This is a genomic window from Streptomyces sp. NBC_00457 (assembly GCF_036014015.1).
In the GTDB taxonomy this organism is placed as follows: Bacteria; Actinomycetota; Actinomycetes; order Streptomycetales; family Streptomycetaceae; genus Streptomyces.
Map to the genome: position 1 here is coordinate 1,591,295 of NZ_CP107905.1, position 12,989 is coordinate 1,604,283.

The 12,989-nt window shown below is 70.9% G+C and carries 17 protein-coding genes; 12 read left to right on the top strand and 5 right to left on the bottom strand.

Annotated elements, in window-relative coordinates; all coding sequences use genetic code 11:
* Nucleotides 1–162: 162 nt before the first annotated feature.
* From OG828_RS07350 to OG828_RS07360, 3 genes are all read left to right on the top strand, one after another.
* A complete protein-coding gene (locus tag OG828_RS07350; RefSeq protein ID WP_328437200.1) occupies nucleotides 163–819 on the top strand; it encodes a DUF4389 domain-containing protein in 657 nt (218 codons plus the stop codon).
* Complete coding sequence (locus OG828_RS07355) at nucleotides 816–1,193, top strand: hypothetical protein (protein WP_328500535.1); 378 nt, start codon at nucleotides 816–818, stop codon at nucleotides 1,191–1,193. Before OG828_RS07350 ends, OG828_RS07355 begins: the two co-directional genes overlap by 4 nt.
* A 119-nt stretch (nucleotides 1,194–1,312) precedes the next feature.
* Complete coding sequence (locus tag OG828_RS07360) at nucleotides 1,313–1,822, top strand: universal stress protein (RefSeq protein ID WP_328500536.1); 510 nt, start codon at nucleotides 1,313–1,315, stop codon at nucleotides 1,820–1,822.
* Between the two features lie 62 nt (nucleotides 1,823–1,884).
* Here the strand turns inward: OG828_RS07360 and OG828_RS07365 are convergent, their stop codons facing one another.
* Nucleotides 1,885–2,097: a hypothetical protein gene (locus OG828_RS07365; RefSeq protein WP_328437203.1), complete on the bottom strand. Its 213-nt coding sequence runs from the start codon at nucleotides 2,095–2,097 to the stop codon at nucleotides 1,885–1,887.
* Nucleotides 2,098–2,706: 609 nt separating this feature from the next.
* A complete protein-coding gene (locus OG828_RS07370) occupies nucleotides 2,707–3,120 on the bottom strand; it encodes a peptidase M52 (RefSeq protein WP_328500537.1) in 414 nt (137 codons plus the stop codon).
* Nucleotides 3,121–3,141: 21 nt separating this feature from the next.
* On the opposite strand from OG828_RS07370, the gene OG828_RS07375 reads away from it, so the two are divergent.
* From OG828_RS07375 to hypE, 9 genes are all read left to right on the top strand, one after another.
* Entirely contained in the window at nucleotides 3,142–3,426 is a 285-nt protein-coding gene (locus OG828_RS07375; protein ID WP_328500538.1) for a TOBE domain-containing protein, read from the top strand.
* 124 nt (nucleotides 3,427–3,550) lie between these two features.
* Nucleotides 3,551–4,714, top strand: a complete 1,164-nt coding sequence (locus tag OG828_RS07380) for a 4Fe-4S dicluster domain-containing protein (RefSeq protein ID WP_328437206.1) — start codon at nucleotides 3,551–3,553, stop codon at nucleotides 4,712–4,714.
* Complete coding sequence (locus OG828_RS07385; protein WP_328437207.1) at nucleotides 4,711–5,169, top strand: Crp/Fnr family transcriptional regulator; 459 nt, start codon at nucleotides 4,711–4,713, stop codon at nucleotides 5,167–5,169. The genes OG828_RS07380 and OG828_RS07385 overlap by 4 nt, the downstream gene beginning before the upstream one ends.
* Entirely contained in the window at nucleotides 5,166–5,984 is an 819-nt protein-coding gene (locus tag OG828_RS07390; RefSeq protein ID WP_328500539.1) for an FAD/NAD(P)-binding protein, read from the top strand. The genes OG828_RS07385 and OG828_RS07390 overlap by 4 nt, the downstream gene beginning before the upstream one ends.
* A 1-nt stretch (nucleotide 5,985) precedes the next feature.
* The gene (locus OG828_RS07395) at nucleotides 5,986–6,741 is read left to right on the top strand and encodes an oxidoreductase (protein ID WP_328437209.1); all 756 of its coding nucleotides are present in this window, start codon (nucleotides 5,986–5,988) and stop codon (nucleotides 6,739–6,741) included.
* The gene (locus tag OG828_RS07400) at nucleotides 6,738–8,054 is read left to right on the top strand and encodes a Ni/Fe hydrogenase subunit alpha (protein ID WP_328500540.1); all 1,317 of its coding nucleotides are present in this window, start codon (nucleotides 6,738–6,740) and stop codon (nucleotides 8,052–8,054) included. The genes OG828_RS07395 and OG828_RS07400 overlap by 4 nt, the downstream gene beginning before the upstream one ends.
* Before the next feature lie 18 nt (nucleotides 8,055–8,072).
* Nucleotides 8,073–8,738, top strand: coding sequence for a CBS domain-containing protein (locus tag OG828_RS07405; RefSeq protein ID WP_328500541.1), 666 nt, complete (start codon nucleotides 8,073–8,075; stop codon nucleotides 8,736–8,738).
* A complete protein-coding gene (gene hypD / locus OG828_RS07410) occupies nucleotides 8,735–9,838 on the top strand; it encodes a hydrogenase formation protein HypD (RefSeq protein WP_328500542.1) in 1,104 nt (367 codons plus the stop codon). Before OG828_RS07405 ends, hypD begins: the two co-directional genes overlap by 4 nt.
* On the top strand, nucleotides 9,835–10,869 hold the full coding sequence (gene hypE, locus OG828_RS07415; protein WP_328500543.1) for a hydrogenase expression/formation protein HypE: 1,035 nt from the start codon (nucleotides 9,835–9,837) through the stop codon (nucleotides 10,867–10,869). Before hypD ends, hypE begins: the two co-directional genes overlap by 4 nt.
* Before the next feature lie 98 nt (nucleotides 10,870–10,967).
* On the opposite strand, the gene OG828_RS07420 is transcribed toward hypE, so the two are convergent.
* The 3 genes from OG828_RS07420 to OG828_RS07430 all read right to left on the bottom strand — a co-directional run bounded on the left by OG828_RS07420 (nucleotide 10,968) and on the right by OG828_RS07430 (nucleotide 12,972).
* Entirely contained in the window at nucleotides 10,968–11,390 is a 423-nt protein-coding gene (locus OG828_RS07420; RefSeq protein ID WP_328500544.1) for an Hsp20/alpha crystallin family protein, read from the bottom strand.
* Between the two features lie 124 nt (nucleotides 11,391–11,514).
* Nucleotides 11,515–12,114, bottom strand: coding sequence for an Rv1733c family protein (locus tag OG828_RS07425; RefSeq protein ID WP_328500545.1), 600 nt, complete (start codon nucleotides 12,112–12,114; stop codon nucleotides 11,515–11,517).
* Between the two features lie 135 nt (nucleotides 12,115–12,249).
* Nucleotides 12,250–12,972: a CBS domain-containing protein gene (locus OG828_RS07430; protein WP_328500546.1), complete on the bottom strand. Its 723-nt coding sequence runs from the start codon at nucleotides 12,970–12,972 to the stop codon at nucleotides 12,250–12,252.
* Between the last annotated feature and the right edge of the window lie 17 nt (nucleotides 12,973–12,989).

The following is a 12,989-nucleotide window of genomic DNA, read 5'->3' on the forward strand; positions in this document are numbered from 1 at the left end:
AGCCGCCTGCCCCGTCAGCCCCTGTGCCGCTCGCCTCCGACGCCGGACGCTGAAGGCGAAGCCCTGGCTGCGCAAAACCCTGCGGCAGACGAAGGGGAGGCAGCGAGCGAACACCAGTGCTTCGGGAAGTGAATCCCCCTCGGTTCCGAAGGGATGGACGCCATGAGCACGCACACCACACCCCCGGTCCAGCCGGCCCGGCTGACCGCGGACCTCGACCCGCAACTGTCCCGCTGGCTCTGGCTGGTGAAGTGGCTGCTCGCCATCCCCCACTACGTCGTCCTGTTCTTCCTGTGGGTGGCGTTCGTGGGCGTGAGCGTGGCGGCGTTCTTCACGATTGCCTTCACCGGCCGCTATCCACGCGCCCTGTTCGACTTCAACACCGGGGTGCTCCGGTGGACCTGGCGCGTCGCCTACTACGCGTACGGCGCTCTCGGCACCGACCGCTATCCGCCGTTCACGCTCGCCGAGGTCCCCGACTACCCGGCGCACTTCGACGTGACGTACCCCAAGCACCTCTCCCGCGGCCTCGTGTGGGTGAAGTGGTGGCTGCTGGCCATCCCCCACTACGCGGTGCTCGCCTTCCTGATCGGCGGATTCCGTGTGCCCTGGGCCGAAGGCGGGCTGATCGGCCTGCTGACCCTGTTCGCCGGAATCGCCCTGGCCTTCACCGGACGCTACCCCCGCGGCATCTTCGACCTCGTGATCGGGCTCAACCGCTGGGTGCTGCGCACCGCCGCCTACGCGGCCCTCCTCACCGACGTGTACCCGCCGTTCCGGCTCGACCAGGGCGGCCACGAACCGGAGTACCTGCCGTGACCACCGCGCTCGTCGCCACCTTCCTGTTCCTCCATGGCCTCGTCCATCTGCCTGTCTGGCTGGCACAGGACGACAGGAACGAGCCCTTCGACCCACGGCACTCGTGGCCACTCGCCACGGCCGGACTGCCCCAGGCGCGGGTCGTCAGCTCGGCCGCCGTCGGCCTGGCCTCGGTGACCACCATCCTGTACGTCATCGCGGGCGCGGCCACCGCGGCACAGAGCAGCGGCTGGGCCACCGCCGCAATCCTCGCTGCGTCCGTCGGCCTGGTGCTCAAGGCCCTCTGGTTCAACCCCTGGTTGTCCCTCGGCGTACTGCTCGACGCCGGTGTCATCACCGCCGTCCTGATGAGCTGGCCCGCCTCGCTGTACTGAGCCGCCGACCGCGACCGCGGACAAGGGACCGACCGGCATGCGCACGGGGACACTCGGCCCAGGCCCCGCCCACCCGGCTCACGGCACCGTGGAACAAGAGGCCGTTCCGGGAGGAAGCCATGACAGAACCCGTGGGCAACAGCATCGTGGTGGGCATCGACGGGTCGGAGGCGTCCATGGCGGCACTGCGCTGGGCCACCGAGCAGGCTCACGCCCTGCACGCCGAAGTCGTCGCCGTGCACGCCTGGGAACCGGTCGGGCCCCGGTTCGCTCCCTACGCTCCGGTGTCCGCGCTCCCGACGGTCACGGAGCAGCGCGACCAAGCTGCGGAGCTGCTCGCCTCTGCGGTACGAGAGGTCTTCGGTCCACGTATCGACAGCGCCGTACGCGCCGTGCTCGTGGAGGGACCGCCCGAACAGGTGCTGCTCCAACAGGCGCACGGCGCCCTGCTGCTGGCCCTGGGACGCAAGGCTCACGGACAGCACGGGCTGCCCCCGGTCGGCACGGTGGGCCGCGCGTGCCTGCCGCACGCGACGGTCCCCGTGGTCGCAGTGCCCGCCGCCGACCGGACCGCCTCACCGCTCCGGGCTGTCGGTGTGTCGTCGCTCCGGCGGAGCGGTGCCGCGTAGCACTCGTCTCATCAGCCAGCCGGCATGCCCGTGGCGGGCCCCAGGGTTTGCCGCCACGTCCCTCAGTGGCGGACGAAGGTGCTCGCACCGGGCGTGGATTGATCATCGGTCGTCGAACGGAGCGCCACCTGCGTCGGTGCCCCGCGCACGCGCCGATGCAGCAGCCGGACGGCCCATGCGTCGAGCACTGCGGTCAGGATGAAGGTCACACCCATGGCCGCAACCAGGAGGACGGCAAAACGCCCCCAGAACTCCGGCGTGAGACTCGTACCCATTGCCCTCACTCCCCTCGGGTCGGCGTCATTCCTTTCACTTCCAGCCAACGCCGACACGAGCCGCGACGCGTGAGCCGACCGGTCCGAACGGAGGTCCGAAGCGGCCCTTGTCCACGAGCCGCCCGCAGTGATGGGGCGTGTCGGCCCGGCACGTGGGCCGACATGGCCCTCGGTCAGGGCCGGTCGCCTCATGGTCGGACCGCTGGTCATCGACAAGGCTGACGTATGCGCGGTGCCGGAAAGACCGGCAGACCGCGGACCTCGTCCAGGAGGCGACGACCATGAAGCGGATGCAGGGGGACAGGCGCCCCCGGACTCCGCGCGAACCGGAGCCCCCCGATCTCCGAACACCCTCCGGACGGCCCCTTCCCTACTGATGATGTGCGGCTCCCGTCACGCCATGAAGTGCCGTACGCCGGCGACCCTGACGACGTGCACCGCACCAAGGCCGGGAGTCCGACGTGGGGCCGTTCGGCCCTGGCGGACTCGCGTGCCTCGTGTTGTGCTGGAGTCGGCGGGAAGGACCCGAGCAGACGCGGAGAAGCGGCCGACAGCCGCGCACCGCGCAATCAGGATCCGCGAGAAGCGGATGGGGCCCTTCCCGCTCCGTCATGCCGCGCCCAGGCCGGCTGTGTCCGGCGCCGCTGCGACCCGGTGACGGGCGATCTCGTCCTCCACTCGCCGCACCAGGGCTTCGACCGATGTCGCAACCGGCTCGGAAAGCCCCTGGCCGAGTGAGGTGTCCCCGCTGTCGACGGCGTACGCCACCAGCCGACCCGGCAGACGCCCCAGCACCCGCGCCAGTTCCACGGCCTCACCGAGACCGTGCGGGCTCATGGCCGCCGGGCGCCCCAGCTCGGCGGCGTCCAGTTGGAGACGGTAGATGCGGCCGGGATGGCCGGGCCGGGCATGTGCGGGCTCCAGTACGACGGCGAGTTCCGCGTCGTCCCACAGTCGGATCAGCCGGCCGGAATCGATCTCGGCGGGCTGCGGCTGCCCCGGCCTCTGCGGCGTGCCGCGCACGACGAGGGCTCCGCGGAGATCGTGCTCGGCATCCGACCGGAGCGGTTCACCATCCTGTCGAAGGACGACCTCGAGACTCCGGGCCTGGAGCTCGTGGTCGACGCGGTGGAGGACACCGGCGCCGTGGTCTGTCTGCACACGACCGCCAAGGTCGGCCAGGAGGCCACGCCGATCATCGTCCGGACCCCGGGACGGCAGACGTGCGGCAAGGGGGAGCAGCTGCGCGTCACGGTCCGCCCGGACGACATCCACCTCTTCTCGGCGAAGACGCAGCTCAGGCTGGACACCGGCGAAAGGTCTGCCTGATCCGGTGGGTCCGGACACCTGGGGCCCAATGGCCCCTTTACGAGGCCCGGGCGGCCCGTGGCGTCCCGCCCGACCTGCGCCGACGATGGGGTCAGCAGCCCCCACGGCATACCGGAGGGGAACCATGACAGACAGCCCCAGAGCCGCGGTCCTGGACAGGAACGGGCTCGACGCGCTGGTCAAGACGCTGAGCGCCCAGGGACGCACGGTCATCGGCCCGACCGTACGGGACGGTGCCGTGGTCCTGGCCGAGCTCGCCTCGGCCGACCAGCTGCCGTTCGGCTGGGGCAGCGAGGTCGAGGCGGGCCGCTACCGGCTCGTCCCCCGCGAGGACGGCGGAGCCTTCGCGCACACGGCGGGCCCGCAGTCGTGGAAGGCGTTCCTGCACCCACAGCGCGAGAAGCTGTGGAGCGCGGACCGTACGGCCGACGGGCACCTGTCCGTCACCGCAGCACATGAGGAGCAGCCGTCGTATGCCTTCCTCGGTGTGCGCCCCTGTGACCTGCGCGCCATCGCCATCCAGGACCGGGTGCTGGCCGGAGGCCACTACCAGGACAGCGGCTATCAGGAACGTCGTCAGGGTGCCTTCCTGATAGCCGCCGAGTGCACCGAACCGGGAGCCACCTGCTTCTGCGTCTCCATGGGCAGCGGACCGGCGGCCGAGGCGGGCTTCGACCTGGCGCTGACCGAGATCGTCGACGAGGCGGGGCACCGCTTCCTGGTCCGTGTCGGCAGCGAGGCCGGGGACGAGGTCCTCGCCCTCGTACCCCACCGTCCCGCCGATCCGGAGACGGCGACCGCCGCCCGGGACGCGGTGGATACCGCCCGGGACCGGATGGGCCGGACCATGCCGCCTGTGGACCTGCGCACGCTGATGGGCGGGAGCCTGGAGGCCGACCGCTGGGACGACGTCGCAGCCCGCTGTCTGACCTGCGGCAACTGCACCATGGTCTGCCCCACCTGCTTCTGCACCACCACGGAGGAGGTCACCGACCTCACCGGCGACCACGCCGAGCGGTGGCAGCGCTGGGACTCCTGCTTCGACCTCGACTTCTCGTACCTGCACGGCGGCGCGGTGCGCTCCTCGCCGCGCAGCCGCTACCGGCAGTGGCTCACCCACAAACTCTCCACCTGGTACGACCAGTTCGGCAGCTCCGGCTGCGTGGGCTGCGGACGCTGCATCACCTGGTGCCCGGTCGGCATCGACATCACCGAGGAGGCGACGGCGCTCCACGACGAGCTCGCCGCCCGGCTGCGACAAGACGAAGGAAAGGAGCCGGAGCGATGACCTCCACCACCAATCTGAGCGCGGCCCTTCCGGCCGAGCATCGCGAACGTCTGATGCGGATCGCCCGCGAAGTGTCCTTCGAAGCGGGAACCCGCCTGTTCGAGGAAGGCCGGCGTGCCGACCGGTTCTGGATCATTCGTACCGGGACGGTCGTGCTGGACCTGCATGTGCCGGGCCGCCGGGCGGCCGTCATCGAGTCGCTCGGACACGGCGAACTGGTCGGCTGGTCCTGGCATTTCCCGCCGTACCTGTGGCAACTGGGCGCGAAGGCCTTGAGCCCGGTGCGAGCCTACGAGTTCGACGCGGACGCTGTACGAGCCATGTGCGCGAACAACCCGGCGTTCGGGCGGGAGGTCGCGACCTGGGTCGGACGTGTGGTCGCCCACCGGTTGCACGCCTCCCGTATCCGCCTCCTCGACCTGTACGCCCCCTACGGCAGCGGGAGCCGGCCATGAGCGAAGTCCCCCTGCCGTACCAGGTGACCCGGGTGCGCGACGAGACCACTGACACGGTCAGCCTGGCGCTCGCGCCGGTGGGCCCTGCGCGGCTCGCACCCTTCGCGCCCGGACAGTTCGCCATGGTGTACGCCTTCGGGGTCGGAGAGATCCCTGTCTCGGTGTCGCGCATCGAAGGGCGGGAACTCATCCACACGGTCCGCTCGGTCGGGGCGGTGTCGGCCGCGCTGTGCGCGCTGCGGCCGGGTGCGCAGGTCGGTCTGCGTGGCCCCTTCGGCATCGGGTGGGAGCTCGAACGGGCGGCCGGACAGGACCTGCTGATCGTCGCGGGCGGTATCGGTCTCGCCCCGCTGCGACCGCTGGTGCTCGCCGCGCTGGCCGACCCGCACCAGTACGGACGGCTGGGCCTCCTGGTCGGCGCCCGTAGCCCCGACGACCTCCTCTACGCCCGACAGCTCGGCGCCTGGACGACAGCGCACGGCCCGCTGCACTGCGCGGTCACCGTCGACCGGCCCGCCGCCGGCTGGCGGGGCCAGGTCGGTGTCGTCACCACCCTGCTGAACGGCGCCCGGTTCGAGCCGGAGAACACCACGGCGTTCATCTGCGGTCCCGAGGTGATGATCCGCGCGACCGCCCGCGACCTGCTCCACCGAGGTCTGCCCGCCGAGCGCATCCGAGTCTCACTGGAGCGCAACATGCGCTGCGCCACCGGACACTGCGGCCACTGCCAGCTGGGCGGTGTCCTGCTGTGCCGGGACGGCCCGGTGATCGGCTGGGACCAGGCTGGTTCTCTGCTCTCCGTACGGGAGTTGTGACATGACCGCACCCACGCTCGCCGTGTTCAAGCTGGCGTCCTGCGACGGCTGTCAGCTCACGCTCCTCGACTGCGAGGACGAACTCCTCGCCCTCGCGGAAAAGGTCGAGATCGCCCATTTCCCGGAGGCGTCCAGCGCCCTTCGGCCCGGCCCGTACGATCTCGCGCTTGTGGAGGGTTCGGTCACCACGCCCGCCGACGCGGAGCGCGTGCAGGAGATCCGCGCGCAGTCCCGCTTCCTGGTGACCATCGGCGCCTGCGCGACCGCCGGCGGTATCCAGGCCCTGCGCAACTTCTCCGACGTGGAGGAGTTCACGCGGACCGTCTACGCCCGTCCCGACTACATCGACACACTGGCCACCTCAACTCCCGTCTCGGCGCACGTGGACGTCGACTTCGAGCTGCGTGGCTGCCCCATCGACCGCGGCCAGCTCCTCGAAGTCATCACCGCGTTCCTGGCCGGTCGCAAGCCCGATGTCCCCAACCACAGCGTGTGCTTCGAGTGCAAGCGACGCGGCACGGTCTGCGTGACCGTGGCTCACGGCACGCCCTGCCTCGGTCCGGTCACCCACGCCGGGTGCGGGGCGATCTGCCCGGCGTACGGGCGCGGCTGCTACGGCTGCTTCGGCCCGTCCGGATCGGTCAACCTGCCCGCGCTGATACCGCTGTTGCACCGGGACGGCATGGACGACCGCGATACAGAACGCTTCCTCCGCACCTTCAATGCCGCCGCCTTCGCGAAGGAGCGTCAGCCATGACCCACCGCGGTTCCCGTGTCCTGCGCGTCGGCTCGCTCGCCCGCGTCGAGGGCGAGGGCGCCCTGCATCTGCGCGTTCACAACGGCAGGGTGGAGGAGGCACGGCTGCAGATCTACGAACCGCCGCGCTTCTTCGAGGCGTTCCTGCGCGGCCGTTCGTACACCGAGCCGCCCGACATCACCGCCCGGGTGTGCGGGATCTGCCCCGTGGCGTACCAGATGAGCGCCTGCCAGGCCATCGAGGACGCCTGCGGTGTCACCGTCGACCGGCCGATCCGGGATCTGCGCAGGCTGCTGTACTGCGGCGAGTGGATCGAGAGCCACGCTCTGCACATCTACCTGCTGCACGCACCCGACTTCCTCGGCTGCGACAGCGCCGTGGACCTCGCCCGTACCGATCGCACCGCCGTGCAGCGAGGACTCAGGCTCAAGCAGGCGGGAAACGCTCTCCTCACGCAGCTGGGCGGCCGCGCCATCCACCCCGTCAACGTGCGCCTCGGCGGCTTCCATCGGACTCCCACGTCCGCCGAACTCCGCCCGCTGGCCGAGCAGTTGCGTCGCGCGGCCGAGGACGCGAGGAAGACGGTGCGCTGGGTCGCGGGCTTCGACTTCCCAGACGCCGTGGTCGACGCCGATTTCCTGGCGCTGGCCTCCCCGAGCACGTACGCCATCGAGGGCGGCACCCCGACCAGGCTGCGCGCCGACGGCACGCTGACGACATTCCCCCTGCCCTCCTTCCTCGACCATGTCCGCGAGGCGCAGGTGCCGCACTCCACCGCGCTGCACTCCCGCCTCGACGGGCGGCGTCATCTCACGGGCCCCCTGGCCAGGTACGCGATCAGCGGGAACCTGTTGTCACCCGCGGCGCTGGAGGCGGCCCGTGAGGCCGGGCTGGGCCCCGAGTGCCGCAATCCGTACCGTTCGGTCCTCGTGCGGGCCGTCGAGGTGGTGTACGCGGTCGACGAGGCGCTGCGGATCATCGACGCCTACGAGCCGCCGCCCCGCCCGTACGTCGACGTACCGCCCGTCGAGGCAACGGGCCACGGCGCGACCGAGGCACCGCGCGGGCTGCTCTACCACCGCTACCGGCTCGACGCCGAAGGCACCGTCACCGATGCCCAGCTGGTGCCGCCCACCGCACAGAACCAAGGCGCCATCGAGGACGACCTGGTCCGAAGTGTCCAGACCGCGATCACCGACCACGACGCGAGCGACCACGAGTTGACGCACCTGTGCGAGCGGCTCATCCGCAATCACGACCCGTGCATCTCCTGCGCGACCCACTTCCTCGACCTCACCGTCGAACGCACCTGAGCAGCAAGGGAGGACGCCATGTTCGGCAGCCCGCGCATCGTGAGCGACGTGATGACGCACACCGTCGTCGCCGTCGGCCGCGATGCCCCGTTCAAGGAGATCGTGGAACTCATGGGGCAGTGGAAGGTCAGCGCCCTTCCCGTGCTGGAGGGCGAGGGCCGGGTGATCGGCGTCGTCTCCGAGGCCGATCTACTGCACAAGGAGGAGTTCCGCGACAGCGACCCCGACCGGTTCACTCAGCGGGACCGCCTCGCCGACCTGGCCAAGGCGGGCGGGCTGACCGCGGCGGACCTGATGAACGCACCGGCCATCACCGTCCACGCCAACGCCACCCTCGCCCAAGCGGCCCGCATCATGGCCCAGCGGAAGGTCAAACGGCTGCCCGTCGTCAACGCCGAGGGCCTGCTCGAAGGCGTCGTCAGCCGGGCCGACCTCCTGAAGGTGTTCCTGCGGGGCGACGACGACATCGCCGAGGAGGTCCGCCGCGAGATCGTCACGCACCTGTTCCCGGCTCCCGTCGAACCCATCCGGGTCGAGGTCACCGAGGGAGTCGTCACGCTCACCGGGCGGATCAGGGACACCTCGCTGGTGCCGGTGGCCGCCCGCCTCGTACGCGCCGTCGAAGGAGTGGTCGACGTTCAGTGCGACCTCTTCTCCGGCGTGCCAAGGAGTGACCCGCGGTGAAGTACCTCGACGAGTACCGCGACCCGGCGCTCGCCCGCCACCTGCTGGACGAGCTGCGGAACACGGCGACGCGGCCCTGGCGGATCATGGAGGTGTGCGGCGGCCAGACCCACACCCTGGTCCGGCAGGGCATCGACGAACTCCTCCCGGCGGGCGTCCGCATGATCCACGGGCCCGGCTGCCCCGTGTGTGTCACCCCGCTGGAGACCCTGGACCGCGCCATGGCCGTCGCCGCCCGCCCCGGCGTGATCTTCACCAGCTTCGGCGACATGCTGCGCGTTCCCGGCTCTGACACCGACATGTTGTCGCTGCGAGCGCGCGGCGCGGATGTACGCGTCGTGTACACGCCGATGGACGCGGTTCGTATCGCCCAGGAGCGGCCGGACCGTGAAGTGGTCTTCCTCGCGGTCGGGTTCGAGACCACAGCCCCTGCGAACGCCATGGCCGTCCTGCACGCGGACCGTCTGGGCCTGACGAACTTCTCGATGCTCGTCAGCCACGTCCTCGTACCGCCCGCGATGACCGCACTGCTCGACGACCCCGACTGCGAGGTGCAGGCCTTCCTCGCCGCCGGGCACGTCTGCGCGGTGATGGGCTGGCGCGAGTACGAGCCGATCGCCGAGCGCTACCGGGTGCCGATCGTCATCACCGGCTTCGAGCCGCTCGACCTGCTGGAGGGCATCCTGATGGCGGTGGACCAGCTGGAGCAGGGACGCTTCGAGGTCGAGAACCAGTATGTGCGGGCCGTGCGGCGCTCGGGCAACACGGAGGCGCAGGATGCGGTCCGCATGGTCTTCCGCGTCACCGACCGGGCATGGCGCGGTATCGGCGCGTTGCCCGACAGCGGTCTCGAACTCGCCGAAAGCTACCGGCAGTTCGATGCGGCGCTCCGCTTCGACGTCAGCGGGCTGTGCCCGACTGAGGACCCCGAGTGCATCGCCGGCGCCATCCTCACCGGCGCCCGGCTCCCCACCGACTGCACGGCTTACGGCACCCGTTGCACTCCCCGTCATCCGCTCGGCGCGCCGATGGTGTCCGCCGAGGGCACCTGCGCCGCGTTCCATGCGGCCGGCCGTACGAAGGAAGTGTCACCGTCATGACTCTCGCCTGCCCCACTCCCTTCCACGAGGACGAAGTCGTTCTGATCGGTCACGGCGCCGGAGGCCGGCTCACCGCCGAGCTCCTGGACACGGTCGTACTGCCTGCCCTCGGTGACCAGAGCGGCCCATTGGAGGACGCGGCGCTGCTGCCGGGTCACCCCGACCTGGTGGTGAGCACGGACAGCTTCGTGGTGAGCCCGTTGTTCTTTCCCGGCGCCGACATCGGCTCTCTCGCCGTGCACGGCACCATCAACGACCTGGCCATGCGCGGCGCATGGCCGCTCGCCCTGTCCGTCGCCCTCATCGTCGAGGAGGGGCTGCCGCTGGCTGAACTGCGGTCCGTGATCCAGTCGTTGGGCAAGGCGGCCCACGCCGCCGACGTGCCGGTCATCACGGGCGACACGAAAGTGGTGGGCCGGGGGGCGGTCGACAAGATCTTCATCAACACCACCGGCATCGGCCGGCGGCGCGGGGCACTGCGCCTGTCCGCCGCGCTCGCCCGTCCCGGGGACGCCGTCCTGCTCTCCGGCCCGATCGGGCTGCACGGCACCACGGTGCTGTCCACCCGTGAAGGACTCGGCTTCGAGAGTGACATCGCCTCCGACAGCCAGCCGTTGCACCGCCTCGTACGCGCTCTGGCGCCGCTCGGCGAGCACGTCCACACCCTGCGCGACCCGACCCGTGGCGGACTCGCCGCGGCCCTCAACGAGATCGCCCGCGACTCCTCCGTCGCCGTCGAGATCGACGAGAGCTGCGTCCCGGTGCCGGAAGCGGTCGCCTCCGCCTGCGATCTGCTCGGCCTCGATCCGCTGATCGTCGCCAACGAGGGCTGCATGGTCGCCTTCGTCGCGCCGTCGGCGGCGGACGAGGCGCTCGCGACGATGCGGTCGCTCCCCGAGGGACGGAACGCTGTCCGCATCGGTGAGGTCCTCACCGACGGGCCCCGCGGCCGGGTGACGCTTCGCACGCTGGTCGGCGCCCGGCGCGTGGTGGACATGCCGCTGGGTGAGCAACTCCCGCGTATCTGCTGAGCGTTGCACACTGCAGCGGGTGGGGTCGGACAGACGTGTGCGCGGCCGAGCGGGAGTGCCGGCCGCGCACACGGGTGCGACGCCGCGTGAGTCCGCGGTCACGCGTGCCGCACGGGGATGGTCCTGGTGCCCGCCTTCTCCTCCGGGACAGGGACCGTGATGGTCAGGACACCGTCCTTGTAATCGGCGGTCGCCTCGTCACCCCTCGCTCCGGCGGGCAGCCGGACGGAGCGGGTCAAGGTGCCGTACCGGAACTCCGTACGGTGCTTCTCCGTTGTCTCCTCACTGCGCTCGGCCCGCAGGGTCAGAACGCCTTCCGTGACGCTGATCTCGACGTCCTTGGCGGGGTCGATGCCCGGGAGCTCGGCGCGCAGCACGTATGTCCCGTCCGCGATGTGCTCTTCGATGCGGATGGCGTGCGACCCGGGAATCGTGTGCGTCCCGGGGATGCCGGCCTCGACCCAGCCGAAGAGGTCGGGCAGTGCCGGCCAGCCCGGCAGCCGCTCGATCATGCCGCTCATGTCGCCCTCCTCTTCACTCTTCGTCACTTCCAGCGTCACGCTGCGGGGCCGAGACGTGCGTGGGCCGACCGGCCCTGTACGAGGCCCGGTCGGCCCTGTCGGCCGGTCATCCGCTTCCACCACTTCAACCGATCATCCGCTTCCTCCACTGAGGGCCGATGCGCTTCCATTCGGCGTCCCAGTCGGCCAGGCGCCGCCGCGCCAGCAGCTCGCGCACGAGCCACCCGCACAGCAGCACGCCGCCACCGGCACTCGCCCCGATCAGCACCCCCGCGAATGCCGCCTCCAACTTCGTCTCGGTCGCGGTGGCGGGCTCGGAGACCAGCTTGCCCGTGCGGTCCGTCCACACGGTGACCGCAGTGCCCGTCTTGCTGCCCGGCTCGACCTTCGCCGGGCCCGTACGCGCGGAGCCGTCAGGGGCCGTCCAGCGCGCCTTCGCCCATACCGTGCCGGTGCTGGATCCGGAAGCCGTCAAGGCCAGGGTCTTGGCCGCGTCCTGCGTCAGTACGGCCGCTACGGGGTGGACCTCCGCGCGCCGTGAGGCGATGCCGTCCGCCACGGACTCCGAGGCCATCCAGCCGGCGGACACGCCGCCCAGGAGGGCCAGAGTCCAAGTGCAGAGCACGATCCAGGCCTCCAAGCGGTCGCTGCGGCGTCGCAGGGGGCTGCGCCGCCACCGCCAGAACCGCACCTTCGTCACCTTCGTGCGCTGTGTCTTCGCCATCGGTGGACACCCCCTAACGAGTACCGCGAGCGATTCGTGACACCTGCCGCTTGGAAACGTGCCACGGTGCGCGGTCCGCCAGCAGGGGCCGACCAGGCTTGCTCGCCGGGACGTCCGGGCCAAGTTCCCCGGCCCTTATGGGCCGTTCGGCACGGGTGCGTCCGGGATGGTGCCCGCGTCGTCCGGGAGGTCCGGGTCGAGGTCCGGATGGCGGCGTTGGCCCATGAGCGCGCAGTCCACGTCCACCACGCCCTCCACGGCCCGCACCAGGCCTACGGCGACGGGGACGAGTCCGGTGTCGCGGATGCGGCCGGTGAGCGTGACGATCCCGTCGTGCACCTCCACCCGGATCGGCTCGACCGGAGTGGGGAACAGGTGGGCGACGACCTCGCGGCGGATCTGCCCGGCGATGTCCTCGTCGTCCCGCAGGAACACCTTGAGCAGGTCGGCGCGGCTGACAATGCCCTGCAGCACGCCCTGGTCGTCGACGACCGGCAGCCGCTTGACCTTGCGCCGGGCCATGAGGTGCGCGGCCTGCGCCAAGGTCGCGCCCGCTCCGACGGTGATGACCGGAGCGGTCATCAGCTCCTCGGCCGTGACCGCGCCGGCCTTGACCAGATCGGACAGGCGCCGCAACTGCGTGTACCGGTCCGGGTCGCCGTCGCGGAACGCCTCCTTGGGAAGCAGATCACCCTCGGAGACAACACCGACGACCCGGTTCTCGCCGTCCAGCACGGGAAGGGCGCTGACCTTGCGCCGCTGCATGGCCTTCACGATGTCCTTGAACGTCGCGCCACGGCGCAGGGCCACGACCCTACTGGTCATGACATCGCTCACGATGTGCGGAGTACTGTGCATGGCGTCCTCCGGGGCGC

Excerpts from the sequence above, each read along its gene's own strand:
- OG828_RS07425 (WP_328500545.1), bottom strand. The coding sequence starts at position 12,114 with ATGGCGAAGACACAGCGCACGAAGGTGACGAAGGTGCGGTTCTGGCGG.
- OG828_RS07430 (WP_328500546.1), bottom strand. The coding sequence starts at position 12,972 with ATGCACAGTACTCCGCACATCGTGAGCGATGTCATGACCAGTAGGGTC.
- OG828_RS07380 (WP_328437206.1), top strand. The coding sequence starts at position 3,551 with ATGACAGACAGCCCCAGAGCCGCGGTCCTGGACAGGAACGGGCTCGAC.
- OG828_RS07350 (WP_328437200.1), top strand. The coding sequence starts at position 163 with ATGAGCACGCACACCACACCCCCGGTCCAGCCGGCCCGGCTGACCGCG.
- OG828_RS07405 (WP_328500541.1), top strand. The coding sequence starts at position 8,073 with ATGTTCGGCAGCCCGCGCATCGTGAGCGACGTGATGACGCACACCGTC.
- OG828_RS07390 (WP_328500539.1), top strand. The coding sequence starts at position 5,166 with ATGAGCGAAGTCCCCCTGCCGTACCAGGTGACCCGGGTGCGCGACGAG.
- OG828_RS07360 (WP_328500536.1), top strand. The coding sequence starts at position 1,313 with ATGACAGAACCCGTGGGCAACAGCATCGTGGTGGGCATCGACGGGTCG.
- OG828_RS07420 (WP_328500544.1), bottom strand. The coding sequence starts at position 11,390 with ATGAGCGGCATGATCGAGCGGCTGCCGGGCTGGCCGGCACTGCCCGAC.
- OG828_RS07400 (WP_328500540.1), top strand. The coding sequence starts at position 6,738 with ATGACCCACCGCGGTTCCCGTGTCCTGCGCGTCGGCTCGCTCGCCCGC.
- hypE (WP_328500543.1), top strand. The coding sequence starts at position 9,835 with ATGACTCTCGCCTGCCCCACTCCCTTCCACGAGGACGAAGTCGTTCTG.
- OG828_RS07385 (WP_328437207.1), top strand. The coding sequence starts at position 4,711 with ATGACCTCCACCACCAATCTGAGCGCGGCCCTTCCGGCCGAGCATCGC.
- OG828_RS07365 (WP_328437203.1), bottom strand. The coding sequence starts at position 2,097 with ATGGGTACGAGTCTCACGCCGGAGTTCTGGGGGCGTTTTGCCGTCCTC.
- OG828_RS07395 (WP_328437209.1), top strand. The coding sequence starts at position 5,986 with ATGACCGCACCCACGCTCGCCGTGTTCAAGCTGGCGTCCTGCGACGGC.